The sequence below is a fragment of the Pseudoalteromonas sp. GABNS16E genome, from assembly GCF_028598715.1.
In the GTDB taxonomy this organism is placed as follows: domain Bacteria; phylum Pseudomonadota; class Gammaproteobacteria; order Enterobacterales; family Alteromonadaceae; genus Pseudoalteromonas; species Pseudoalteromonas atlantica.
The window spans coordinates 96,610-121,047 of sequence record NZ_JAQREZ010000006.1 but is presented as its reverse complement, the minus strand read 5'-3'; the positions used below and the strand labels follow the sequence as shown (position 1 = coordinate 121,047).

The 24,438-nt window shown below is 41.1% G+C and carries 22 protein-coding genes, 8 tRNA genes and 3 pseudogenes; 19 read left to right on the top strand and 14 right to left on the bottom strand.

What is annotated here, in order from left to right; all coding sequences use genetic code 11:
- Positions 1-387 precede the first annotated feature (387 nt).
- The 5 genes and pseudogenes from PSI06_RS04520 to hemA all read right to left on the bottom strand — a co-directional run bounded on the left by PSI06_RS04520 (position 388) and on the right by hemA (position 5,267).
- On the bottom strand, positions 388-762 hold the full coding sequence (locus PSI06_RS04520) for a SirB2 family protein (RefSeq protein ID WP_248450683.1): 375 nt from the start codon (positions 760-762) through the stop codon (positions 388-390).
- Positions 763-1,076: 314 nt separating this feature from the next.
- A pseudogene (locus tag PSI06_RS04515) lies at positions 1,077-2,018 on the bottom strand (DUF3369 domain-containing protein); the annotation flags it as partial.
- Positions 2,019-2,075: 57 nt separating this feature from the next.
- Positions 2,076-2,915 carry a peptide chain release factor N(5)-glutamine methyltransferase gene (gene prmC, locus PSI06_RS04510; protein ID WP_248534271.1) on the bottom strand — a complete coding sequence of 280 codons (840 nt, stop codon included), beginning with the start codon at positions 2,913-2,915 and terminating at the stop codon, positions 2,076-2,078.
- A 2-nt stretch (positions 2,916-2,917) separates the two neighbouring features.
- A complete protein-coding gene (gene prfA, locus PSI06_RS04505) occupies positions 2,918-4,003 on the bottom strand; it encodes a peptide chain release factor 1 (RefSeq protein WP_004588836.1) in 1,086 nt (361 codons plus the stop codon).
- 7 nt (positions 4,004-4,010) lie between these two features.
- Positions 4,011-5,267, bottom strand: coding sequence for a glutamyl-tRNA reductase (hemA, locus tag PSI06_RS04500; protein ID WP_004588835.1), 1,257 nt, complete (start codon positions 5,265-5,267; stop codon positions 4,011-4,013).
- An 83-nt stretch (positions 5,268-5,350) separates the two neighbouring features.
- On the opposite strand from hemA, the gene lolB reads away from it, so the two are divergent.
- The 14 genes from lolB (at position 5,351) to PSI06_RS04430 (ending at position 12,116) form a co-directional block, all read left to right on the top strand.
- A complete protein-coding gene (lolB, locus tag PSI06_RS04495) occupies positions 5,351-5,938 on the top strand; it encodes a lipoprotein insertase outer membrane protein LolB (protein ID WP_004588834.1) in 588 nt (195 codons plus the stop codon).
- Between the two features lie 2 nt (positions 5,939-5,940).
- Positions 5,941-6,798 carry a 4-(cytidine 5'-diphospho)-2-C-methyl-D-erythritol kinase gene (ispE, locus tag PSI06_RS04490; protein ID WP_004588833.1) on the top strand — a complete coding sequence of 286 codons (858 nt, stop codon included), beginning with the start codon at positions 5,941-5,943 and terminating at the stop codon, positions 6,796-6,798.
- A 90-nt stretch (positions 6,799-6,888) separates the two neighbouring features.
- Positions 6,889-7,836 (top strand): ribose-phosphate pyrophosphokinase, encoded by a 948-nt coding sequence (locus PSI06_RS04485; RefSeq protein WP_004588832.1) that lies wholly within the window; start codon positions 6,889-6,891, stop codon positions 7,834-7,836.
- A 151-nt stretch (positions 7,837-7,987) separates the two neighbouring features.
- On the top strand, positions 7,988-8,602 hold the full coding sequence (locus tag PSI06_RS04480; protein ID WP_004588831.1) for a 50S ribosomal protein L25/general stress protein Ctc: 615 nt from the start codon (positions 7,988-7,990) through the stop codon (positions 8,600-8,602).
- A gap of 18 nt (positions 8,603-8,620) precedes the next feature.
- Positions 8,621-9,205: an aminoacyl-tRNA hydrolase gene (gene pth, locus PSI06_RS04475; RefSeq protein WP_024033868.1), complete on the top strand. Its 585-nt coding sequence runs from the start codon at positions 8,621-8,623 to the stop codon at positions 9,203-9,205.
- 33 nt (positions 9,206-9,238) lie between these two features.
- Positions 9,239-10,330 (top strand): redox-regulated ATPase YchF, encoded by a 1,092-nt coding sequence (ychF, locus tag PSI06_RS04470; RefSeq protein WP_004588829.1) that lies wholly within the window; start codon positions 9,239-9,241, stop codon positions 10,328-10,330.
- A 748-nt stretch (positions 10,331-11,078) separates the two neighbouring features.
- Positions 11,079-11,155, top strand: a tRNA-Met gene (locus PSI06_RS04465).
- Between the two features lie 67 nt (positions 11,156-11,222).
- Positions 11,223-11,307 (top strand) — tRNA-Leu (locus tag PSI06_RS04460).
- 36 nt (positions 11,308-11,343) lie between these two features.
- Positions 11,344-11,418, top strand: a tRNA-Gln gene (locus PSI06_RS04455).
- Positions 11,419-11,423: 5 nt separating this feature from the next.
- Positions 11,424-11,500, top strand: a tRNA-Met gene (locus PSI06_RS04450).
- Positions 11,501-11,594: 94 nt separating this feature from the next.
- A tRNA-Leu gene (locus PSI06_RS04445) sits at positions 11,595-11,679 on the top strand.
- Between the two features lie 40 nt (positions 11,680-11,719).
- A tRNA-Gln gene (locus PSI06_RS04440) sits at positions 11,720-11,794 on the top strand.
- Between the two features lie 123 nt (positions 11,795-11,917).
- A tRNA-Leu gene (locus PSI06_RS04435) sits at positions 11,918-12,002 on the top strand.
- A gap of 39 nt (positions 12,003-12,041) precedes the next feature.
- Positions 12,042-12,116 (top strand) — tRNA-Gln (locus PSI06_RS04430).
- A 4-nt stretch (positions 12,117-12,120) separates the two neighbouring features.
- Here PSI06_RS04430 and PSI06_RS04425 read toward each other — a convergent pair.
- The 3 genes and pseudogenes from PSI06_RS04425 to PSI06_RS04415 all read right to left on the bottom strand — a co-directional run bounded on the left by PSI06_RS04425 (position 12,121) and on the right by PSI06_RS04415 (position 15,047).
- Positions 12,121-13,035, bottom strand: a complete 915-nt coding sequence (locus PSI06_RS04425) for an EAL domain-containing protein (protein ID WP_337943950.1) — start codon at positions 13,033-13,035, stop codon at positions 12,121-12,123.
- A pseudogene (locus PSI06_RS04420) lies at positions 13,009-13,511 on the bottom strand (GGDEF domain-containing protein); the annotation flags it as partial. The gene PSI06_RS04425 and the pseudogene PSI06_RS04420, both read right to left, overlap by 27 nt.
- Positions 13,512-13,865: 354 nt before the next feature.
- The gene (locus tag PSI06_RS04415; protein WP_273603212.1) at positions 13,866-15,047 is read right to left on the bottom strand and encodes an FAD-dependent monooxygenase; all 1,182 of its coding nucleotides are present in this window, start codon (positions 15,045-15,047) and stop codon (positions 13,866-13,868) included.
- A 244-nt stretch (positions 15,048-15,291) separates the two neighbouring features.
- Here PSI06_RS04415 and miaB point away from each other — a divergent pair, with 244 nt between their 5' ends.
- From miaB to lnt, 5 genes are read left to right on the top strand one after another with little or no spacing between them, the layout of a single operon-like run.
- On the top strand, positions 15,292-16,740 hold the full coding sequence (gene miaB / locus PSI06_RS04410) for a tRNA (N6-isopentenyl adenosine(37)-C2)-methylthiotransferase MiaB (protein ID WP_029774570.1): 1,449 nt from the start codon (positions 15,292-15,294) through the stop codon (positions 16,738-16,740).
- Positions 16,741-16,797: 57 nt separating this feature from the next.
- A complete protein-coding gene (locus PSI06_RS04405) occupies positions 16,798-17,856 on the top strand; it encodes a PhoH family protein (RefSeq protein WP_055253090.1) in 1,059 nt (352 codons plus the stop codon).
- Between the two features lie 4 nt (positions 17,857-17,860).
- A complete protein-coding gene (gene ybeY, locus PSI06_RS04400) occupies positions 17,861-18,319 on the top strand; it encodes an rRNA maturation RNase YbeY (protein WP_024033864.1) in 459 nt (152 codons plus the stop codon).
- A gap of 22 nt (positions 18,320-18,341) precedes the next feature.
- A complete protein-coding gene (gene corC / locus PSI06_RS04395) occupies positions 18,342-19,226 on the top strand; it encodes a CNNM family magnesium/cobalt transport protein CorC (protein WP_004589463.1) in 885 nt (294 codons plus the stop codon).
- Positions 19,207-20,757, top strand: coding sequence for an apolipoprotein N-acyltransferase (gene lnt, locus PSI06_RS04390; protein ID WP_273604986.1), 1,551 nt, complete (start codon positions 19,207-19,209; stop codon positions 20,755-20,757). Before corC ends, lnt begins: the two co-directional genes overlap by 20 nt.
- Positions 20,758-20,846: 89 nt before the next feature.
- Here lnt and PSI06_RS04385 read toward each other — a convergent pair whose 3' ends face one another.
- The 6 genes and pseudogenes from PSI06_RS04385 to PSI06_RS04360 all read right to left on the bottom strand — a co-directional run bounded on the left by PSI06_RS04385 (position 20,847) and on the right by PSI06_RS04360 (position 24,401).
- Complete coding sequence (locus tag PSI06_RS04385) at positions 20,847-21,191, bottom strand: 2OG-Fe(II) oxygenase (protein ID WP_126007659.1); 345 nt, start codon at positions 21,189-21,191, stop codon at positions 20,847-20,849.
- A gap of 43 nt (positions 21,192-21,234) precedes the next feature.
- Positions 21,235-21,576 (bottom strand): FxLYD domain-containing protein, encoded by a 342-nt coding sequence (locus PSI06_RS04380; RefSeq protein ID WP_273603209.1) that lies wholly within the window; start codon positions 21,574-21,576, stop codon positions 21,235-21,237.
- 194 nt (positions 21,577-21,770) lie between these two features.
- Positions 21,771-22,622 (bottom strand): alpha/beta hydrolase, encoded by an 852-nt coding sequence (locus tag PSI06_RS04375; protein ID WP_273603208.1) that lies wholly within the window; start codon positions 22,620-22,622, stop codon positions 21,771-21,773.
- Positions 22,623-22,704: 82 nt separating this feature from the next.
- On the bottom strand, positions 22,705-22,995 hold the full coding sequence (locus tag PSI06_RS04370) for a type II toxin-antitoxin system RelE family toxin (protein ID WP_064386099.1): 291 nt from the start codon (positions 22,993-22,995) through the stop codon (positions 22,705-22,707).
- The gene (locus PSI06_RS04365; protein ID WP_004586953.1) at positions 22,985-23,236 is read right to left on the bottom strand and encodes a type II toxin-antitoxin system Phd/YefM family antitoxin; all 252 of its coding nucleotides are present in this window, start codon (positions 23,234-23,236) and stop codon (positions 22,985-22,987) included. Before PSI06_RS04365 ends, PSI06_RS04370 begins: the two co-directional genes overlap by 11 nt.
- A gap of 83 nt (positions 23,237-23,319) precedes the next feature.
- A pseudogene (locus PSI06_RS04360) lies at positions 23,320-24,401 on the bottom strand (RDD family protein).
- Positions 24,402-24,438: the final 37 nt, after the last annotated feature.

Genomic DNA, 24,438 nt, shown 5'->3' with positions numbered 1-24,438 from the left:
GGATCGGTAATTGAATTAAAGTGTTTCAGAAAAGTAGCGCTCATATTTTACGTGACCAAGGTGATTATTATGCCTTGATCTGATCACTACATATTCTATAAGTTCAATTTATAATGATCTTGCCGTGCCATAATTATACCCCAGAGGTGTGCTTTATTGTAAAAGGAGCAGGCCAGCCTGGCTGAAAAATGGTGAAGGCTATGAGACGTGCAGAGGTGTATTAACTGTGTTAACTGTTACTTAAGTTCCTTGGGGGTTTAAGTTCCTTAAGAGTATTAGCTCCTTACGTTTAAGCTCCTTGCGTATTTAAGTCCCTTGCCTTTAAGTATCGTGCGTGTTTAAAAAGTATATACACGCACCGACACTTAACTTGCAACAAAGTAGGTATTATAAAAGTAGCGGCGATTTTGCCGTTGCCAAATACCCTATCGCTAAAATCACAATCGTGTTAACTACCACATACATAATTTTTGGCAGCGTATTAGTTTGTTTAGCACTAATAATACCTATCGCAATATAAATCACTACAAGCACTATTTTTTCTAATAACCATAGTTGCTCAAAGGGGTTTATTTTTGCCATGAACACCAATGTTATTGCAGAAATAAGTAATAAAGTGTCAATGCTGTGACTGCCAATAAAAACCAGTTTATTTTTGGCAAGCTTGCCACTGCTCATACGCGAAAAAGAGCGGATGTAAAATAAGATAACGCTTAGCATAGCAATTGCCATGTGTGAGTGTTTTACTGCTAAATAATCCATAAGCCTCAGTACTTTTTGTTTTGTTAAATTTAGTTAAGTGCGTTTAATACCAATCCGCTTAATTAAGTGATCTATTTTGAGGATGGAAAAACGTGTTGATAGCTAGGCAAAAAATTTGCTATTTAGTTGTTCTAAATGAGAATTTTTTAACGCTGATAGCAACACGTTTAGCCCCCTCAAAATGATTAAGTATTATTGCTGCTTGGTATAATACCAAGCCCTACGCACTGCTTTGGCTATTATGCCTCACAAACTAAAAAGCACATAGTCGCAAGGCTATGTGCTTTTTAAATTTATAGTAACGATTAACGTTGTTGTCGTTGCACGTTCTCAAATGCTAGTTGTACATTTTGCGAAAAAATCTCAATTAAATTACGTTGCGTATCGGTTATATTTTTAGGGATCCCCGATATAAATAACATCGAATTGTGATTGTACTCGCTACTACAATAAGCAAATAAATAGTTATCTTTATAAATTATGCTTTTATCTTTAAGTGCTTGATGACACGCCTCTAGTTGCTCGTTTTGCAGCACAGCATCTAACTCTTTACCCTCGCTTTGCTCAAATTCACCCGTACCAGAGCGTACTATTAGCTTATCATTACTATTTTCTTGCGTATTTTGCGCCACTAACGTAGTGGCATATACCGCTTGATCAGCAATGCCTAATAACGAGGTAAGTTGCTGCATCACCCCTTCAATAAACTGCTCTATTGAACGTGTGGCAAATATATCGCGCGAGGCAACAATAATTTTTTCAAGCCCTTCGCGAGATTGCTCTATAGAAATAATATCGCGATACGAGCGTAAGCTCGACATAATCACAGTAAACAGCTTTTGCGCTGTCAGCTCTGTTTTCGATTTATAGTCGTTAATATCGTAATTAATAATGACTTGGCGCTCAGGCGCCTGCCCAGGCTGACCGGTTCTTAAAATAATGCGAATATGATTATTATTAGCTTCTTCGCGAATAAATTTAGCAACCTGTAACCCGGCGTCATCTGTTTCCATTACCACATCTAGCAGTACAATAGCGGCATCTGGGTGCGCATTTATTAATTCTTTTGCTTCAGCGCCCGAGTATGCGCTTAAAAATTCTAAACGTTTGTTCTGAAATTCAAAATCACTCAACGCAAGCTTTGTAACAGCATGAACTTCAGGTTCGTCATCAACGATTAATACTTTCCAAGTGCCAAGCTCTACTTCACTTTCTAACTCATCTGGCTCATCTGAAAATAAAAAATCACCCATCATATTAAAGGTTCCTTAATGCATTTATAGAACACACAATCATGGCTGTTTATTATCAAATTAAGGCCACTGTGCGAGCGTTACACGATCGTTATTTCCCAAGTCTTTTACTGTTTTAATATTTATATACGCCATTTGCTTAAACAAATGCCGAACAGCTTCACCCTGTTCAAAACCATGTTCTATTAAAAGATAGCCACTAGGGAGCAAATAGTCACGTGATTGTGTAATTATTTGTTTTATATCAGCCATTCCTGCCTCATCGGCCACTAACGCAGAAAGAGGTTCAAAGCGCACATCCCCTTCTTTTAAATGTTTATCGTCGTGTTCAATGTACGGGGGGTTGGTCACAATTAGATTAAACTGCTCATTTTTCAGCGCGCTAAACCAGTTACTTTGCTTAACTTGCACATTATTAATGGCTAAACGCTGCTGGTTACGAGTCGCTAAGGCCACCGCATCTGCTACTTTGTCGACTGCTGTAATTTGCCATGTTGGCATTTCACTGCCAAGTGCAAGTGCAATAGCGCCGGTGCCAGTGCCTAAATCAAGCACTTTTGCTTGCTCAGGCACGGTAAGTGCTAAAGCTTGCTCAACGAGTGTTTCGGTATCAGGCCTAGGAATAAGCGTCGTGGCATTCACCTCGAGCGCTAAGCTCCAAAATTCGCGCTGGCCAATAATATGCGCTACGGGTTCACCATTTAAACGCCGTTCACAAAATTCATCATATTGGCGCTGTTCGTCGCTGCTAAGCAGGTTATCTGGCCAGGTAAATAAGTAACTGCGGGGTTTTTGAAGAATATGTAATAGCAGTACTTGTGCGTCTAATTTAGCGCTGTCGCTAGTTGGTGCAAGTTTAGTTGCACCAACCGCTATTGCCTGCTCAAGCGTGTGGCTCACAATTACTCATCGCCCATTGCGGCAAGTAAATCAGCCTGATGCTCTTGCATTAATGGATCGATAATTGCGCCTAAATCGCCAGTTACCACTTCGTTTAAGCGATAAAGCGTTAAATTAATACGGTGATCGGTAATACGCCCTTGCGGGTAGTTGTAAGTACGAATACGCTCAGAGCGATCGCCGCTGCCCACTAAGTTACGACGCTCAGAGGCCTCAGCCGCATGGCGTTTTTCATCTTCGGCTTGCTGTAAACGCGCGGCAAGTACCGACATCGCTTTAGCACGGTTTTTATGTTGCGAACGCTCATCCTGACACTCAACCACAACTCCCGTTGGAATATGAGTAATACGAATTGCCGAGTCGGTTTTATTTACGTGCTGACCACCGGCGCCCGAGGCTCTGAAGGTATCTACTTTTATATCGGCGGTGTTTATTTCAATGGCTTCAGCTTCAGGAATTTCGGCCATTACTGCGACCGTACACGCAGAGGTATGTACACGCCCTTGCGACTCAGTCTCTGGTACACGTTGAACACGGTGAGCGCCCGATTCAAACTTAAGCTTACCGTACACACCTTCACCGCTAATATTTGCGATAACTTCTTTGTAGCCGCCGTGTTCACCTTCGTTGGTGCTCACTACTTCAACTTTCCATTTTTGTGTTTCGGCGTAACGGCTGTACATTCTAAATAAATCGCCTGCAAAAATAGCCGCTTCGTCACCACCCGTACCCGCGCGTACTTCTAAAAATACATTGTTGTTATCTTTAGGATCTTTAGGAAGCATAAGCACTTGTAGCTCATCTTCTAATGATAAAATTTGCGCTTTAGCTTCTTTATATTCTTCTTGCGCCATTTCACGCATATCTGGGTCTGAATCTTTTAACATTTCTTCAGCAGTCGCTACATCGTCTTGCGCTTGTTGGTATGCTAAAAATGTTTTTACAATTTCTTCAAGCTCAGAGTATTCTTTTGAAAGAGCACGAAAGCGGTTTTGATCACTAATGACCGACGGATCGCTCAGTAGCGCTTGTACTTCTTCGTAGCGCTCTACTAAGGTTTCTAATTTACGATATACAGACTCTTTCATTTAACTGTTATTCCTGATCAATACCTAACATTTTTTTCAACTGAGTTAGTTGTGCCACTTCACCTTTTTTAGCCGCATCTTGAATTGCACGGGTAGGCGCGTGCATTAAGCGGTTGGTTAATTTATTGGCCAACTCTAATATAATTTTTTCTGCGTCTTTACCTGTATTTAGCTGGCTAACCGCCCGCTCAACAAGTTCTGACTTAATGGTTTGTACGTCGTTTCGGTAGTGGCGAATTAAATCAACCGAATCGAGAGAGCGAACCCACATTTCAAATTCTTTTACGCGCTCGCTTATTATTAATTGTGCTTGTTCCGCCGCCTGTTCACGCGCGGCCATATTCTCGCTTACAATGGCTTGTAAGTCATCAACGGAATATAAATAGGCTGCGTCAAGCTCGCCTACTTGGCTTTCTATATCGCGCGGTACGGCAATATCAATAAACAGCATAGGTTTATGGCGGCGCTGTTTTAATGCTTGCTCCACCACCCCTTTACCTATTATTGGTAACGTACTGGCGGTTGAGCTAATAACAATATCGGCTTTGTGTAAACGCTCAGGTAGTTGTGCCAGCGCAATCACATCGGCCGACACTTCCTGCGCTAAACCGCGTGCACGCTCAATGGTTCTATTGGCAACCGTAATTTGTTGCGGCTCATTTTGATATAAATGTTTAGCTACAAGCTCTATTGTTTCGCCGGCACCAATTAATAACACATTGGTTTTATCAAGCTTGCCATAAATATGTTTTGCTAAATTAACCGCTGCAAACGCCACCGACACAGCACTGGCACCAATATCAGTGTCGGTACGAACCTGCTTAGCTACCGAAAAGGTTTTTTGAAACAACCTGTCAAACTTAACGCCTACAGCATCGTGTGTTTTGGCGCTATGATAAGCTTGCTTAATTTGCCCTAAAATTTGCGGCTCGCCCAATACCAATGAATCTAAGCCGCACGCAACACGCATTAAATGATTAATGGCTGCATCACCTTGGTGGCAATATATATTTTTGCTCAGTTCGTGTTCATCCAAACCATGGAAACTGGCAAGCCATGCTAGCAGTGCTTGGGAATTTGACTGCTCAAGGCTACAATAGATTTCGGTACGGTTACAGGTAGATACAATAACGGCTTCGTTAAAGTCGGCATGACCGCTTAATTGCTGGAGCGCCTCAGACATTTGCTCAGGCGAAAAAGCCACTTTTTCACGTAATTCTACGGATGCGGTTTTGTGATTTATACCAAGTGCTATGATGGTCATATTTGCCAAATATTGCTGCGCCCTACTTTAAAGGCGGCAATTTTACCAAAAATCAGCGGAATATGGAAAGTAAGGAACAACATTTGATTAGACATTATTTAATTTTATTCACTCTTTTTTTGTTTTTAGCGGGCTGCGCCCACCAAATTGATACAAAAACAACGCTTTACGATGATTGGAAACCACGCTTAGCAGCGCAAAAAACCTGGCAAGCACAAGGTAAATTAGCGTTTATAAGCCCTGATGAGCGCCAATCTGCAAACTTAAATTGGCAACAAGACGAAAAACAAAACAACTTAGTGCTCACTACGTTTATTGGTACTCGTATATTGTCGCTTAAACAAACCCGCACAGGTGCGGTACTTGATTACGACGATAAAACATACACAGATACTAACGCTGCGTTATTATTAAAACGCTTAACCGGTTTTGACCTGCCAGTTGATAACGCCGATAACTGGTTAAAAGGCACATTAACGTCGCAAACATTAAAAGTAGACGAACTTGGCCGTGCACAACAAGTTATTTGGTACGATAACAGCAATAAAAAGTGGCAAATAACGTATTCAAATTATAAACAGCAAGGTGGCTTTTGGGTTCCTGGCAATGTCACGCTAAAACATCAGCAAATTAAAATCAAAATTCAACTCTACAATTGGCAATTTAATTAAGTATGAATACTAAAACAGCTTTTTCGGTCATTGCACCGGCAAAACTTAACTTATTTTTACACATCAATGCGCGCCGTGATGACGGTTATCACGAACTAGAAACCTTATTTACCTTTTTAAATTTTGGCGACACACTCGACTTTTCAGTTAACGAAGCGCCCACTATTTTAATAACGGGTGATACGAAAGGCATAGCAGATTGCGATAATCTCATCTATAAAGCCGCGTTATTGCTTAAAAATCACTGTGGCATTTCATCAGGTGTAAAAATAAATCTCACTAAACGTTTACCTATGGGTGGCGGTGTAGGAGGCGGCTCATCTGATGCAGCCACCACGTTACTTGCACTTAATAAAATGTGGAATACACAACTAAATATTGATGAATTAGCAAACTTAGGCCTGCAATTAGGCGCCGACGTGCCGGTATTTATTCGTGGTAAAAGCGCCATAGCACACGGTATTGGCGAACAATTGGTTGACGTAGAGCTTGAACAAAAATGGTATTGCGTTGTGCACCCTAATCAGCATGTCAGTACCGCTAAAATATTCACTCACCCAGATTTAAAACGCGATACACCAAAAATTTCAGGTGATTGGCGAACCCATAAATTAACCAACGATTGTGAGCCTTTAGTTAAAAAGCTCTGCCCCGAGGTTGAAAAAACCCTGCAGTGGTTGCTAAAATACGCCCCGTCGAAGATGACCGGAACAGGTTCATGTTGTTTTGTCGAATTTGCTAGCCAAGTTCAAGCACAAGATGTACTTGATAACCTCCCCCATACTTGGCAGGGTTTTGTTGCTTCTAGCGCAAATGTCTCACCTGCTCATACGGAGCTTGCCGCCATATTCGATCAATGAAGTAACGTACAAGTAATCATAAGTTAACGCGTAGTGGGTTTTACCTATTTACCCGTTAGTCCAAAAATTCAGTGCCTGAGGAACCCTACCGTGCCTGACATGAAGCTCTTCGCTGGTAACGCAACACCTGAGTTAGCTCAAAAAGTTGCAAAACGTTTGTATATTGAATTAGGCGATGCTGTTGTTGGCCGTTTTAGCGACGGTGAGATCAGTGTTCAAATAAATGAAAATGTTCGTGGCTCGGATGTTTTTATCTTGCAATCAACCTGTGCCCCTACTAACGATAACCTAATGGAACTTATCGTTATGGTTGATGCTCTACGTCGTGCATCAGCAGGTCGTATTACTGCCGTCATTCCTTATTTTGGTTATGCACGTCAAGACCGTCGAGTACGTTCTGCGCGCGTTCCAATTACCGCTAAAGTTGTTGCCGATTTCTTATCAAGTGTAGGTGTTGACCGCGTTCTTACGGTTGATTTACACGCTGAGCAAATACAAGGTTTCTTTGACGTACCAGTAGATAACGTATTTGGTAGCCCTGTATTACTTGAAGATATGGAAGAGCGTGAGTTTGAAGACGTTGTTGTAGTATCACCAGATATTGGTGGTGTAGTACGTGCCCGTGCTATTGCAAAATTACTTCACGACACAGACCTTGCTATCATTGATAAACGTCGCCCTCAAGCTAACGTTTCTCAAGTAATGCATATTATTGGTGATGTTGAAGGCCGCGACTGTATTATCGTAGATGATATGATTGATACCGGTGGTACTTTATGTAAAGCCGCAGAAGCACTTAAAGAACACGGTGCTAAACGCGTATTTGCCTATGCAACGCACCCTATTTTATCTGGCAAAGCTGCAGAGAACATTCGTAACTCAGTAATTGATGAAGTAATTGTAACTGACTCAATTCCGTTATCTGATGAATTAAAAGCGCTTGATAAAGTAAAAGTACTAACTCTTGCTGACATGTTAGCCGAAACAATTCGTCGCATCAGCAATGAAGAATCTATTTCAGCGATGTTTGAACACTAAAATCATACATTCGCTGGAACATATAAGCGCCTTTTGGCGCTTTTTTTGTATATGTTGTTTATTTTATCGGGGGGCGGTGTTATGATAGCGCGCCTTTTGGGTAGGGACCTTGGTCGCAAAGGCCCTAACACTTTTAATTATTGGAGACATTATGTCTAACGAAACTTATACTTACAACGCTGAACTTCGCGTAGAAACTGGTACTGGTGCGAGCCGCCGCCTACGTCGCGAAGACAAAGTACCTGCTATCCTTTACGGTGCAGATAAAGAAGCGGTATCGCTTACTCTTGCTCATAAAGACATGATCAAAGCACAAGAAAGCGAAGGTTTTTACACGCACATTCTTACGCTAAATGTTGGCGGCGAGTCTGTTGAAGCTATCTTAAAAGATATTCAACGTCACCCATTCAAGCCAAAAATCACTCACCTTGATTTCCAACGTGTAGATGCAACTCACAAATTAGTAACTAAAGTTCCTCTTCACTTCATCGGTGAAGAAGCAGTTACTAAAGCTGGCGCAACTGTTGTTCACCAGTTAACTGAAGTTGAGATTTCTTGTCTTCCTAAAGCACTTCCAGAATTCGTTGAAGTTAACGTTTCTAATTTAGTAGTTGGTGATTCAGTTCACATTTCTGACCTTGAACTTCCTTCAGGTGTTCAGTCTGTTGAACTAGGTAAAGGCGAAGGCCACGACCTGTCAGTAGTTACAATCAAAGCTAACAAAGCAGCTCCTACTGAAGAAGAAGCTTCAGACGCTGCTGAATAATATTTAAGGTCTTGCACCTTGAATTCTATTCAAATGCTTGTGGGCCTGGCTAATCCAGGCCCCGAATACGCAAACACACGCCACAATGCAGGTGCTTGGTTCATTGAAGAACTCGCAGCACGCTACAACTGCACGCTCAAACACGATCCTAAATATCACGGCCTAACTGGCAAAGTGATCATCCAAGGCCAAGAATTCAAATTATTGATCCCCACCACCTACATGAACTTAAGTGGTAAAGCGGTCGGTAGTTTAGCCAATTTTTTCAAAATCCCCGTGGAAAACATACTTGTTGCCCATGACGAAATGGATTTAGACCCAGGCGTTGCCAAACTTAAAAAAGGTGGCGGTCATGGCGGTCATAATGGCTTAAAAGACATTATTGCAAAAATGGCAAACCAAAAAGATTTTATGCGTTTACGCATAGGTATCGGTCATCCAGGGCATCGTGAAATGGTTACCGGTTGGGTGCTTGGAAAAGCAGCCAAAGAAGACCAAGAAAAAATGGATGCAGCGGTTGATGAAGCAGTTCGTTGTATGGAAATACTTGCAAAAGATGGTGTGTTAAAAGCACAAAACAGACTACATTCTTTTAAACCATAATCGTTTAAACGAATCTTAACAAGGTATCTTACTATGGGTTTTAAATGTGGCATCGTTGGCTTGCCTAATGTTGGTAAATCAACGCTTTTTAATGCACTAACTAAAGCGGGTATTGAAGCCGCTAACTTTCCTTTTTGTACCATCGAACCTAACACAGGTGTAGTACCGGTACCCGATCCTCGCTTAGACGAGCTAGCAAAAATTGTAAATCCTCAACGTATTCTACCTACCAGTATGGAATTTGTTGATATTGCTGGTTTAGTAAAAGGCGCATCAAAAGGTGAAGGTTTAGGAAACCAATTTTTAGCAAACATTCGTGAAACGGATGCAATTGGCCATGTAGTTCGCTGTTTTGAAGACGAAAACGTAATTCACGTTGCAGGTACTATTGACCCTGCTGACGATATTGACGTTATCAATACCGAATTAGTACTTGCCGATATGGACAGCGCTGATAAAGCAATTTTCCGTAACGCTAAAAAAGCGAAAGGCGGCGATAAAGACGCTAAAGAGCAAAATGCAGTACTTGAAAAAGTAAAAGTACACTTAGACGAAGGGTTAACACTTCGCTCTTTAGAGCTTACTAAAGAAGAAAAAGCAGCAATTAGCTCAATTAACTTCTTAACTATTAAGCCTACTATGTACATTGCTAACGTAGCTGAAGATGGCTTTGAAAATAACCCACACCTTGACCGTGTACGTGCTATTGCAGAGTCTGAAGATGCTGTAGTAATTCCGGTGTGTGCTGCAATCGAATCTGAGCTTTCTGAACTAGATGAAGAAGACAAGCTTGAATTTATGGCAGACCTAGGTTTAGAAGAACCAGGCCTAAACCGTGTTATTCGCGGTGGTTACGAGCTATTACATTTACAAACCTACTTCACTGCAGGTGTAAAAGAAGTACGCGCGTGGACTATTCCAGTAGGTGCAACTGCGCCGCAAGCGGCTGGTAAAATTCACACCGACTTTGAACGTGGCTTTATTCGCGCACAAACCATTGCTTATGACGACTACATTGCCTTTAATGGCGAAGGTGGCGCTAAAGAAGCCGGTAAAATGCGTCAAGAAGGTAAAGAGTACATTGTTAAAGATGGCGATGTAATGAACTTCTTGTTCAACGTATAATTACGCCTAAACAATCTGTTTATAAAAGCCCGCTTAATGCGGGTTTTTTTATGCCTTTATCCAAATAAGTTTTATCCCAAAAGATAAATGGCCTTAATCACTCTTAGCCTTTTATAGCAATCCGCATAATTAAGCGATCTATTTTGAGAATAGAAAAACCTGTTGATAGCTAGAAAAAATTCGCTATTTAGTTGTTCTGAATGAGAATTTTTTAACACAGATAGCGACATGTTTAGTCCCGCAAAATGATATAAGTATTATTACGGATTGGTATGATACTAACGAGCTAAGCTAAATACTTTATTTAACGTAAGAAATACGCATCAGTAATAAGCAAATTACCCTACCAACTACCCCCACGCGGTGATTAATATGTAATTTTTAACGCAACTAGCGCAAGTTATGCCTACTTAAAATGATTGCATAACCTGGTTATTAAGTATCATAGCTTCATTCAATAGCTAAAATACTCAATAAACTCGGTTTTAATACAACTTGATCACAAAGCGACTGCATAAATACTCAGCAGTTTTTATATTAACGGTTTTAAGTTGTTATTACTTAGTGTACTTTGACAGTTGATTTACAGTTAAAAAAACAGCAAATTTATTAAAATTTAGCCTCTTAGCTTAATTTTCCTGCAAACAAACCCTGTTAAGTGTTTTTTTGCAAAAAAGGTGTTGACGGATTTGGGTCATATCAGCATAATACGCCCCGCACTCAGCGATGAAGTGATAACAAAAGAGATGGCTAAGTAGCTCAGCTGGTTAGAGCACATCACTCATAATGATGGGGTCACAGGTTCAAATCCCGTCTTAGCCACCATTTTTCTTTTGTTGCTCAATGAAGAGTTTAAAATAATTACCTTCCTTTGATTATTCAAAGTGAAAATGCGGGAGTGGCGGAATTGGTAGACGCGCTGGATTTAGGTTCCAGTATCTTAGGATGTGAGAGTTCAAGTCTCTCCTTCCGCACCATGTTCTGATATGAACTAAACTATCAATTTTTTCTGTTGGGATATCGCCAAGCGGTAAGGCACCAGGTTTTGATCCTGGCATTCCCAGGTTCAAATCCTGGTATCCCAGCCAACAATGGCTAAGTAGCTCAGCTGGTTAGAGCACATCACTCATAATGATGGGGTCACAGGTTCAAATCCCGTCTTAGCCACCATTTCTTTTTTAGAAGTGGCTCTGCAAGAGTTAAATTGCAGCTCAATGAAGAGTTTAAAATAACTACCTTTCTTTGATTATTCAAAGTAAAAAATGCGGGAGTGGCGGAATTGGTAGACGCGCTGGATTTAGGTTCCAGTATCTTAGGATGTGAGAGTTCAAGTCTCTCCTTCCGCACCATGTTCTCGATAAGAACTAAAATAATCAGCTAATTCTTTGTTGGGATATCGCCAAGCGGTAAGGCACCAGGTTTTGATCCTGGCATTCCCAGGTTCAAATCCTGGTATCCCAGCCAATTTCTTCTACCAAAGAAATTGCTATAAAGAATGACCATATGCGGGAGTATCGGAATTAGCAGTTGTCTTGAATAAGACACTGGATTTAGGTTCCAATACATTAACACCTGTGTATGTTAAATGCGGGAGTGGCGGAATTGGTAGACGCGCTGGATTTAGGTTCCAGTATCTTAGGATGTGAGAGTTCAAGTCTCTCCTTCCGCACCATGTTCTTACCTAGAACTAAAACTATTCCAAATTTAGCGTTGGGATATCGCCAAGCGGTAAGGCACCAGGTTTTGATCCTGGCATTCCCAGGTTCAAATCCTGGTATCCCAGCCAATTTCTATATTATCCTGTACTCTTCCTCATTAGCATATTTGTGTATAAACTCATTAATGTTTACTGGCTTGCTAAAATAATACCCTTGCAAATAATCACAATCCATTAGCGTTAATGTTTGTTTAAGATCGTTATCTTCTATTCCCTCTGCCACCACTTTACAATTAAGTCGTGTCGCTAAAAACAATGTCGATTCAACAATCGCATAATCTGCTATTTGAGTCAGCATGTCTTTTATAAATGATTGATCTATTTTTATTTGGCTTATTGGTAATTCTCGCAGTAATACCAAAGAAGAAAAACCCGTACCAAAATCATCTACACTAAATTCAAACCCTCTGCTATTTAGTTTTTGCATCATAGTGCGGGCGGCTTCTAGGTTTGTCATCATGGCGCATTCGGTTATTTCAAAAATAATTGCGTCGCTTAACGTTGGGTCATGCTTTACTAGTTCTTCAACAAACTCATAAAACTCCGGGCTTTCTAAATCTTTAGTAGAAAGGTTTACATGCAACGAACCTATAAACCCAGCTGCTTTTAACACCTTTAAATGCTTTATTGTTTCTAGTAGCACCCATTTAGAAATATTTAATATCAACCCACTTTGCTCGGCAATGCCAATAAATACCTCGGGGCTAATAAAAGAGCCATCACTTTGCGGCCAGCGTATTAACGCCTCTGCTCCATGTACTTCATCGGCTCTGGCATCAAAAATAGGCTGTAAATAAAGCTCAAATTCGTGGTTTTTAATGGCGTGCTTAATACGTGAGGTCATATTTGAAAGCTCATTTGCTCGGGTGCTCAGCGCCTCAAAGTAATGTACATACAGTTGCTGTGTGTCTTTAGCCTCATGCAGTGCTAAGTCTGCTTGCTTTAATAGCTCATTAGCGTGCGACGAGTGATTCGCAAAGGTTGTTATTCCCACAGTCACGTGTACACGTAAGCTATGCTCGTAAATATGAAATGGGTGTTTAGTTGATTTTTTATGGCTTCAATACATAAATTAACTGCCTCGTTGGCTGAGTTATCAACAATAAGTGCAAATTCATCGCCGCCTAAACGGTACAGCTTGGCTATCCCCACAATATTATGGCTGAGAGTTTTTGAAAAAATGCTTAACAGCATATCCCCTACTTTATTGCCGTATGAGTCATTAATCGATTTAAAGCGGTTTAAATCTATAAGCATTAAATAAAACGAAGGCTCGTACTTAACTTGTTTGTTAAGCACCTGAAAAAACTTTTTTCGATTAGGGAGGCCGGTTAAGCTGTCGTTTTCGGCAAGGGTTCGTTGACGTTTTGCAAAGCGGTCTATTTTTAAAATACTTTTATAACTGAGCTGAATAACTAAATAAACAAAAGCGCCGCCGCCAAATAAAATAAGCGATACGCTCATAGCAATAAATCCGGCTATATCGTTATTTACAAAATAATAAAGTACATACCAATAACCCACTATAAAGCTAAAAATAAGCGCCAGTAGCAAAATCCACGAAACACGGTTAGTTTTTTTACAAATTTTTATTGTTGGCACAATGCTCAGCGTTAGTAGCAAAGCGCCAACAATGAGTATAAAAATAAAAAAATTATCCACAAACACACAACTTTTAATTGGTTAGTAGTTTGAGTATGGCAAAAAAACGCAATAACGGAATAAATTAATAGTGACAACTATGCAGGTGCCCAAGTGGCATAAGAAAGGGAGTGACTGGCTGTGCATTTATTAATTTAGCCAATCACTTAAGTAAATTTAATTAAGCTCCCCACTAATAGCGTATTTTAATACCCAGTTTTTTAACGGACCGGTATTGTTTGCCATTTTTAAAAACTGGCTGCGTGCCCATTTTAGTGGCGTAATTTGGTTAGAAAAACCAAAGTAACACGCATCCATCATGCTCATCATTAATAGGTTGGCTTTACGGCGGCTTCGCTCGTATTCTTTTAGTTTTAGCGGGCAACTAATATCATCAGCGTCTTCAAGTGCCTGTGCGAGTGCTACCACATCTTGAAAGCCTAAATTAACGCCCTGCCCAGCCAGTGGGTTAATTGTGTGCGCCGCATCGCCCACTAACACCAAACGCCCATTAGAGTAATTATTTGCATGCTGACGGGTAAGCGGAAATACCGCATGGCTTTGCACCTCAAAATCCCCTGCAAGAAGCGGAAACTTATTTAAAACATGCGCTTTTATTTGAGCAGCCGTTAACCCTTTAAAGTTTTGTAAGGTATTGGCGCTGTCGTACCAAATTAAATTAGCGTATGGCGCCTGCATAGGTAAAAAGGCTAACGGGCCTGTAGGGGTAAATTGTTGCCACGTTTTTACTTGCTGCGGCGCATCTAGCTTTATTAGTACGCCCATGCAGTGCTGCTGATACTGCCACCCTGTTACACCAATATTTGCCTTTGCACGTAGCTGCGATTGCCCGCCATCGGCTGCAATAACTAAATCAGCAGTGTAACGGGTATCGCCATAAATGAGGGTGATTGACGTTGTGTCTTGCTCAATAGCGCTTAAAGGTGCTGATTGTTCAATAACCTCAATATTATAATGTGCAAACTGCTGCCAAAGGCTTGCTTGTATTAAATTGTTTTCAATTAAATGACCTAAGTGCGAAGTATTAATATCAGCGCAATCAAATAATAGGTTGTCGCCACCGCGCTCAAATGCTTCTAACTGCGTGTAAGGTGCTAATCGGTTTTGCCTTAAAATAGGCATAGCCCCTAGCTCGTCCAGCAGGTTTTCTGAAAAACGGTTAATAGCCGATACCCGTATACCTACCTGATCACTTGCTAAAATGGCGTCGGCGTTAATCAGTTTTTTTTCTATTATTTGTACTGACTTTCCTTGCTGTGCAAGCTTTATGGCCATGGCCGCACCGACCATCCCAGCGCCTACAACAATCACTTTGTTTTGAGTCATGTTTTTCATCATTTGGTTAATACGTGAAACTGTTTTGATTGTACCGTAACTCGCCGCATTAGTGCGAGAGTATATAACTATCACGCTATTAAACTGCCTGTGTATTGATTTGAGATCACAAACATGAAAACTATACTTGGATCTGGGCGGGTATCCAGCTAAAATACGCGTCCTTTAAGTGAGCAACCTTGCTCCTTAATCCCGTTTTAAGCACATTTTTGTGCCACTACCGAATTGAACACGAGGCTATATTTCAATGAGCAAAAAGCTGCATATCAAAACTTGGGGTTGTCAGATGAACGAGTACGACTCTCAGAAGATGGCTGATCTTTTAGATGCAACCAACGGCTACCAGCTAACGGAAGAAGCAGCAGACGCCGACGTTATTTTACTTAACACCTGTTCAATTCGTGAAAAAGCGCAAGAAAAAGTATTTCACCAATTAGGTCGCTGGAAGTTATTAAAAGACGACAAGCCAGATTTAATTATTGGTGTAGGTGGTTGTGTTGCCTCTCAAGAAGGTGACTCTATTCGCCAGCGCGCACCGTTTGTTGATGTTATTTTTGGCCCACAAACATTGCACCGTTTACCAGAAATGATTAAACAAGTGCAAGGCGACAAAGGCTCATCGGTGGTTGATATTTCGTTCCCAGAAATTGAAAAGTTTGACCGTTTACCAGAGCCAAAAGCAGAAGGCCCGTCTGCATTTGTATCAATAATGGAAGGTTGTTCTAAGTACTGTACTTTTTGTGTTGTACCTTACACCCGTGGTGAAGAAGTTAGCCGCCCATTAGATGACGTATTATTAGAAGTTGCGCAACTTGCTGAGCAAGGCGTACGTGAAGTAAATCTGCTTGGTCAAAACGTAAACGCATACCGCGGTGAAACACACGATGGCGAAATTTGTTACTTCTCAGATTTAATCCGTTATGTAGCAGCGATTGATGGCATTGACCGTATTCGTTACACCACCTCGCACCCGGTAGAGTTTACGCCAGATATTATTGATGCGTACGCTGATGTACCAGAGCTTGTTGATCACTTACACCTACCTGTGCAAAGTGGTTCAGACCGTATTCTTAATTTAATGAAACGCGGCCATACAGCGCTTGAGTACAAATCAACAATACGTAAGCTGCGTAAAATTCGCCCTAACTTAAGCATGTCGTCAGACTTCATTATTGGTTTCCCAGGTGAAAGCAAAACAGACTTTGAAGCCACTATGAACCTGATTAACGACATTGGCTTTGATATGAGCTTTAGCTTTATTTACAGTGCGCGTCCAGGTACGCCTGCCGCCGACTTACCTGATGACGTATCAGAGCAAGAGAAAAAAGAGCGCTTATACCTACTACAAAACCGTATTACACAAATGGCACAACAAATTAGCCGCCAAATGTTTGATACAGAGCAACGTATCTTAGTTGAGGGGCCTTCTAAAAAGAACCCAATGGAATTACGTGGCCGCACCGAAAACAACCGTGTAGTTAACTTTGTTGGCCCACACACAGTGATCGGCCAGTTTGTTGATGTACGTATTACCGAAGCGTTACCAAACTCTTTACGTGGCGATTTAATTCGTACAGAATCAGAAATGAACTTACGTCGTGATATTGCTCCTTCAGCTATTTTAACAAAAGCTGCAAGCGTTGAGCCAAAAATCGATACAACCAACGAAATTGGCGTAGCTACTTTCGTACCCTAGTTGTATAAATTCATTGCGCCAGTAACCCTTACTGGCGCACCCGAATAGGAAGTAATTTTGAGTAATCAGTTAAAAACATTAGAGATTTATTTAGAACCTGCCGACAACAAACGCCTTTCTTCTTTATGTGGCCCGTTTGACGAAAACATCAAACAAATTGAACGCCGCCTAGGTGTTGAAATAATCCACCGCGACAACTTTTTTAAAGTAACAGGTAAACTGCACTCAAGTGCCGCGGCCGTAGAAATTTTAAAAAACCTTTATGTTGATACTCAACCTGTTCGTGGCGAAATTGGTGAAATAGAGCCCGACAACGTACATTTAGCCATTACCGAATCAAAAGCCCTAGAACAAGAAGTGCCACAAAGTGCGTACGGCAAAGAAATGTTTATTAAAACCCGCCGTGGCGTAATTAAACCGCGTAACGACAACCAAGGTTTGTATGTTGCTAATATTTTGCATCACGACATTACCTTTGGGATTGGCCCTGCCGGTACAGGTAAAACATACCTAGCAGTTGCAGCCGCAGTAGATGCCCTAGAGCGCCAAGAAATACGTCGTATATTACTTACCCGCCCAGCGGTAGAAGCAGGTGAAAAACTGGGCTTTTTACCAGGCGATTTAAGCCAAAAGGTAGACCCATACCTGCGCCCTCTTTACGATGCGCTATTTGAAATGCTTGGCTTTGAAAAAGTAGAAAAGCTTATTGAAAAACACATTATTGAAATTGCCCCACTTGCTTACATGCGTGGCCGTACACTAAATGATGCGTTTATTATTTTAGATGAAAGCCAAAATACCACCGCCGAGCAAATGAAAATGTTTTTAACCCGTATAGGCTTTAACTCTAAAGCAGTAATAACGGGCGATATAACACAAGTTGATTTACCACGCGGTGCGCGCTCAGGCCTTCGTCATGCAATAGAAGTACTTAGCGATGTTGAAGAAATTAGCTTTAACTTTTTCCAATCGCACGACATTGTTCGCCACCCTGTTGTTGGCCGTATTGTTGAAGCCTACGAGCGCAATGACGAAAGCGAGCGACTAAAACGTATAGAAAAACAAAAAGCCAAAGAGCAACTTGCCGCTCAACAGCCGCCTTCAACTAAAGAGTAATACCGTGAGCACCGAATTAGATTTACAAATAGCGTGTGAGTTTGACAACCTCCCAAGCGAAGAACAATTTGCACTGTGGGCCGATAAAGCCCTGAGCAAGTTTCGTGATGAGTCGGAGCTGAGCATCGTTATAAGCGATGAAGCCCAATCACAACAATTAAACAACGACTACCGTGGTAAAAATAAACCAACCAACGTGTTGTCGTTCGAATTTGAAGCACCGCCAGGCATTGATTTGCCATTAGTAGGTGATTTAATAATTTGCCCAGCCATTGTACTGGCCGAGGCAATCGAGCAAGAAAAGTCATTTCATGACCACTTTGCCCATATGGTTATTCATGGATGCTTGCATTTACTTGGATTTGACCATATAAAGAGTGAAGACGCTTTTGAGATGGAAAGCATAGAAAAGCAATTACTTGCAGAGCTAAACATAGCTGACCCATACCGGGACGAAATTTAAATTAACGGAGCATTTAGACGCAATGAGCGACGATAACTCGCAATCTAGCCAGGGTTCTTCTGGCAAAACGTGGATGGGCCGCATAGCCCAAATGTTGCAAGGGGAACCCCAGAATAGAGAAGAGCTGGTTGAAGTAATTGCCGACGCGCAAGAGCGTGACGTAATCGACCCAGAAACCAAAGAAATGATTGAAGGTGTGCTTGGTGTATCCAAGCTTAAAGTTCGCGATATAATGATCCCGCGCTCACAAATGGTCACACTTGAGGTCGACAGCCCCCTTGAAGATTTGATCCCCATGATGGTCGACTCCACCCACTCGCGTTTTCCGGTGGTGTGTGAAGACAAAGACCACGTTGAAGGTATTTTGCTCGCAAAAGACTTGCTGCCGCTTATTTTAAATAAAGATGAGCACCTACCCTCACTGCGCGAATATTTACGCCCAGCCATGGTAGTGCCAGAAAGCAAGCGCGTAGACACCCTACTAAATGAATTTCGTCAGCAACGCTACCACATGGCTATCGTCATTGACGAATACGGCGGTGTATCGGGACTTGTAACCATTGAAGATATTCTTGAAATAATTGTCGGCGAAATCGAAGATGAACACGACGAAGAAGAAGATCAACAAGATATTCGCCAACTTGCTAAGCATGTATACGTAGTACAAGCGCTCACCCCTGTAGATGACTTTAACGAGTACTTTAAAACAGGTTACAGCACCGATGAAGCCGATACCATTGGCGGCACGGTACTACACGCATTTGGCCATATGCCAAGTCGCGGCGAAACAATTGAAATAGACGACTATCAGTTTAAAGTAACTAATTCTGATAACCGTCGTATTTTACAACTGCAAGTCACCGTTCCTAAGGTTGATGAAAACGACAGTGAAGAAACTACTAACTAAACTCACCCTGTTAGTAAAAGATAAAAAAGCATGGCTCGCACTGGTTGCGGGCCTTATTTTAACTTTTGGCTACGCCCCTTACCAAATTTGGCCCATCGCATTTTTTAGCATTGCCGCCATTATTTTTTGTATTAACCCAAACAACACAGGCAAAGCGCACGCAAAAAGCGCCGCTAAATATGGCTTTATATTTGGCTTAGGTTGGTTTGGCGCGGGTATTAGCTGGGTGCATGTATCTATTGCCACCTTTGGCGGCATGCCGCTTATAGCATCGCTCTCGTTAATGGCTTTACTGTGCTCATATTTAGCCCTGTTTCCGGCGCTGGCGTTTTGGGCTGCAACTCGCTTTGCAAGTGGCCCTAAAAGCATGGGGGCACTTCTAATTGCCACTATAGCCATTAGTGAATATTTACGTGGACACTTACTGACTGGCTTTCCGTGGCTAAGTTTTGGCTATACACAAACAGATGGCCCGCTTAGGCTGCTTGCCCCTTATATTGGCGAATTTGGCTTAACGCTTACCTGTGTTGCCATTGGTTTTGCCATTTACAGGCTCACCCAAAAAGATTTTAAAACCCCATTAATAAGCGCAGCCGCTTTAGCGTTACTTATTATTGGTGCATTAAATACCGGTAATAATCACTACTCGGGCAAAGAAATGTCGACCTTATTGGTGCAAGGTAATATTAAACAACACCTGCGATTTGAACCCAGTGAGTTTTGGACCACCATGAGCAAATACCAAGACCTAACACGCCCACATTGGGATGCCGACCTAGTGGTATGGCCCGAAGCCGCCGTGCCCGAAATAGAAGCCCTTGCCGACACGTACTTAGCCAATTTAGACAGCGCGGCCTCGTTTAATAAAACCGCATTAGTTACCGGTATTGTTGACTACCAGCTCGACACCAAAACCATTTACAACACCCTTATTGTGGTAGGTAATAAAGAGCACAACGACGAGCGCGGCCATTATCGCTACCTAGACAAAAACCGCTACCGTAAGCACCAGTTGTTACCTATCGGCGAATTTGTACCATTTCAGGATATATTGCGCCCTATAGCGCCATTGTTTGATTTACCTATGTCATCGTTTACCCGTGGCGATAGAGTGCAAAACAACTTACGCGCCAATGGCTTTAACCTGCTACCTGCGATTTGCTACGAAATAGTATTTGCCGATTTAGTACGCGGTAATTACCAAAGCGACTCTGACTTGCTGTTTACCGTAAGTAACGACGCGTGGTTTGGTGATTCAATTGGGCCATTACAACACATGCAAATAGCTCGTATGCGCGCTTTAGAGTTACAGCGCCCACTGGTACGCGTTACTAACAACGGCGTAAGCGCCGTATACGACCCACTGAACCACACACAACAAACCATGCCACAGTTTGAAGCTGCGACCATGAAAGCCGATATAAAGCTTATACAAGGCGACAGCGTGTACAGTCAGTACGGCAATGTGTTTGTATGGGGATTTGTGTTGTTGCTGGGAGTTGGTGGATTTGGGGTTAGGTTTAGGAAATAAAATAGGGTTGGTAGCTGTGTAAAAAACAGCTATTAAAAAGAAAGGTGTTTTTTGTTGGGTTTCGCTTCGCTCTACCCAACCTACAATAATTACTTTTTGATCCAACCTATGCTTAAAATATAGCGAGTACCTTGCTCTATTTTTAATACTTGATGCCGCTCAATATCGGGCCTGAAAAGTTTAATTCGACTGTAATTTATAATCGGGTTTTCACACATAAACTCACCACCCCTAGCGGCATGCTTCAATACAACATTAAGCCTAAAGTGCCTGCCAGTTTTAACTTCATCGGTATGCGGCTTTATTTCACTGCCCTGCGGGAATTTAATTAAGTATGCATCCAATTTAAAAGGGAAAAGCATGTAGCACAATAACATTTTATCGTAACCCGACTTTTGTCGCCCACGTTGCCAACTAAATAATTTATTTGCCATAAACTACACTTTCACTTGTTCTGAAAATCCCTTAGAAAGAATATCAAAACCACTTAAATTTCAGTTTGGCAGAGTGTACTCTGCTCGCCTGTGGTCTTAGTAGATTGCAGTGAATATCAATATAGCTACTCTTATTTGATTCTATAAATGTGTCATCGCTTTTACCTAAACAATTACCAACAAATTTGCCATTCTTATCAAATGTAGAAGCAATTACTCCAGCAGCATATATGCTTTCGTTGGTTATATTTTTTAGCTCTGCAGTTATTCTTACGCGGCCATTTTCTTTAAAAATATCAGAAAGGGTAAGTTTGTAATCATTACTTAAATCAGACGTGCTATCTAATGTTTTATTAGAAACCTGCTCTTTAAATCCACTCTCCACCTCAGCAGCTATTGTGAGCGCGTATACACTGATGCCACCTAGAGTTGCTATTACAAACCCTGCTCCCCAAAAAAACCCTTTATAATCTCATTAAAATTATTACTCATTTAATTCCCTTTTAATTTTCCCACTGAATTTAGTAAATAATATACCCAAAGCAACTCTTTTTTCTTACCAAGTTTATAAGTTAAGGTTTACCTTTTTAATAAGCTTTTTAACCCATAATACCAACTAAGCGCAGCGACTGTGCCATGAGTTTCACCTTTAAAGTAACGTTGATTTATAATTAGATTATTGCTTGGGTGCGCTTTTAACTTTTTAGCAAACGCTACACCCCATTGATAATTTGCTTTACCAATTTCGCCAAACGCTTCGTCATTATTTGCAAAGGTAAAATATACATTGCCATTAAGCGGCTTATTTATAAGTTGTTTCTCATCAAAATAACAGTTTAGGTAGTTATTGTCCCACAGGTAGGTTGCATCAATTATTAAGTAATCTGTAAATAGCGCATGGTTGCTAAGCAATACATAGCTGGCAAACAAGCCACCGAAGGACTCACCTATTAATACGCGTTTAGTTGATGTTCGATAATTTTTATTAATGAGAGGAATAAGTTCTTTTTCAAAAAAGGCACTGTAATTTGCGGCGTTGCCAATATTTTCAAACTTTTCAAGAAGCTCACCGTTAAATGTCCAATCAACATTGGTTGGGGTAAAGTCACGCTCTCTTATCGCATTTTGACTATTAGGAATTGCTACTATAATTGTTTGTTGTATTTGCTGCTCAAGCCGCTGAGTACTAAGTGCCTCGACTAGCCCGGCGACAGCTTTTAGATGTGTTAGGTCACCATCGAGCAAGTAAATAACTGGGTATGACTGATTAGGGTTTTCATTGTAGCTTGGCGGTAAATAAACGCTAAAACTGCGTTGTTCACCTAAAATAACGGATTTAAGCTGATAGGTTTTGGCTAAAGTGATAGGCTCTGAGGCATTTACATTTATTGTAAAAAATAAATATAAAAATATTATTGATAAGACTTTCATACATATCCTTGTATTAAATTAATAGCAAACCAAGAAGAAGCGCCCTTCTTTCAACAATCAAAACACCGCTTTTATTACTAAGCTATTCCTTAGCTCTTGAGGCTAACTTTTTATATATTGCATCTTTATCGCGTTTACCAATTGCGAGTACATACACCACAACTTCGTCATCAATAACTTCGTAAGCAAGGCGGTACCCTGCCGTACGCAATTTTATTTTATAAACATTATCAAAGCCGCGTAATTTAGAGGCTGGGACATGCGGATTATCTAAGCGCTCAGCAAGTTTCTTTTTAAACTGGCTTTTAAGTGGTGGCGCAAGTTTTTCCCACTCTTTTAAGGCTGCTGGTAAAAACTTTAACTTATAAGTCATCTATACTAACTTCAACCGCTTGAGATAAATCGCCTCTGCGGCTCTCAACAACTTTAGTTAGTTCATAATCATCCAATTGTTCCATAAGTTGCTCATACATTTGTGCAGGCACCAAGTAAGCTGCAGGTTTATTATGATTTAATATGGCTATTGCAGCGCCATCAGCTTCATTTAAAAGCGCGGTTGGGTTTTTTTTAAGTTCTGAAATACTTGCCGAACAATCAGCTAAAACCTGTCTCATATAACACCTATAAAGAACTAAATTAAGACCTTATTTTAGCCCTTTTTTTATCTAAAGCTATATATTTTATAATTGCTTATTTTCTAAGTAATTTTTAAATTCTCTTCTACCGTTTTCACATTTACAACTTGATTCACACTGCCCTGAATAACCACCGTGGCTGATATTTTATCTTGAATAGCTTGCCTGTTTGGATCCCAATACACTTGTAAAAAGCCTAATAAGCCCGTGGCAAAACCGGCGCCGTAACCGCCGTATCTGCCAAAACAATCAAGCATACCTAGTGGCTCGCCATTTAGTGAGACACCCGAATATTACATACTTTTTTACCAGGGGTTTGCCCGCGCCATAATAACGAGAACAACGTAAAGTATACGGCCGCCCAGCCAAAACCAAGGCCTAGGTCTTGAATAATGCCTTTACCCCACTGCAAAATGCTGGTGACAGGTTTGGTTTGCTCGCTTTTAGTTTCAGCTTTTTCAGTGATATTGCTTTTATGAGTTATTTCGCCCGAAATGCTTTCTAGCTCTGTCTCATTATTTTTAAAATCATCTGCCGCAACGGGCTCATCATCAGATATGGCCATTAAGTGCAATAATGTGCGCGTAACTTCAATCCCTCCTACGTTTTGCATTTCAGCAAGCGCTGGTAATTGGCCAACTAAATTAGCTCGAGCAACGCTTTGACAAGCATCATCACAGTTTTTATCGTCGTCTGTTTGCGTTAAATAGGTGCGTATTATTGCTTTATCATGCTCGCTTAGCTCATCGTTTTGCTGTGTTTTTTCTATTTGAGGTGTTTGTATAGCGGTATCGCCATCAAAAAAATCAATCGCTAGCGAGAGTACGGTTAATGAACTTACAAATAAAAAACTTGCGGCAAAAAGCTTTAAGGCTCTGCGCCAAAACGACGACATTTTTGGAAGATATTGCTGCGCAGTGCCTTTATAAAAAGCCATGGCAGCCACAAAGGCAATTAAAGTGGCGCTTAACTTAGCGGCCATAAATATTAAAGTGACATCAATAGTCATCGCCAATGCACGTTTAATTGGGCTCGCTAATGGAATACCTAATAACGCTTGGTCAATTTTAAAGGCATACGGGGTGATCACGTCTTTGGTTTCAGAGTCTGATAACGCGAGTTGCTCTATCTCTTTGGTTTTCATTTTTATTTTTATGTTTTTAAAATGGGTAAGCTATTTA

What these genes read in the sequence shown, in the direction of transcription:
- PSI06_RS04520 (WP_248450683.1), bottom strand. Translation starts at nt 762, where the DNA reads ATGGATTATTTAGCAGTAAAACACTCACACATGGCAATTGCTATGCTA.
- prfA (WP_004588836.1), bottom strand. Translation starts at nt 4,003, where the DNA reads ATGAAAGAGTCTGTATATCGTAAATTAGAAACCTTAGTAGAGCGCTAC.
- hemA (WP_004588835.1), bottom strand. Translation starts at nt 5,267, where the DNA reads ATGACCATCATAGCACTTGGTATAAATCACAAAACCGCATCCGTAGAA.
- ispE (WP_004588833.1), top strand. Translation starts at nt 5,941, where the DNA reads ATGAATACTAAAACAGCTTTTTCGGTCATTGCACCGGCAAAACTTAAC.
- PSI06_RS04480 (WP_004588831.1), top strand. Translation starts at nt 7,988, where the DNA reads ATGTCTAACGAAACTTATACTTACAACGCTGAACTTCGCGTAGAAACT.
- ychF (WP_004588829.1), top strand. Translation starts at nt 9,239, where the DNA reads ATGGGTTTTAAATGTGGCATCGTTGGCTTGCCTAATGTTGGTAAATCA.
- PSI06_RS04415 (WP_273603212.1), bottom strand. Translation starts at nt 15,047, where the DNA reads ATGATGAAAAACATGACTCAAAACAAAGTGATTGTTGTAGGCGCTGGG.
- miaB (WP_029774570.1), top strand. Translation starts at nt 15,292, where the DNA reads ATGAGCAAAAAGCTGCATATCAAAACTTGGGGTTGTCAGATGAACGAG.
- corC (WP_004589463.1), top strand. Translation starts at nt 18,342, where the DNA reads ATGAGCGACGATAACTCGCAATCTAGCCAGGGTTCTTCTGGCAAAACG.
- PSI06_RS04385 (WP_126007659.1), bottom strand. Translation starts at nt 21,191, where the DNA reads ATGGCAAATAAATTATTTAGTTGGCAACGTGGGCGACAAAAGTCGGGT.
- PSI06_RS04375 (WP_273603208.1), bottom strand. Translation starts at nt 22,622, where the DNA reads ATGAAAGTCTTATCAATAATATTTTTATATTTATTTTTTACAATAAAT.
- PSI06_RS04370 (WP_064386099.1), bottom strand. Translation starts at nt 22,995, where the DNA reads ATGACTTATAAGTTAAAGTTTTTACCAGCAGCCTTAAAAGAGTGGGAA.
- PSI06_RS04365 (WP_004586953.1), bottom strand. Translation starts at nt 23,236, where the DNA reads ATGAGACAGGTTTTAGCTGATTGTTCGGCAAGTATTTCAGAACTTAAA.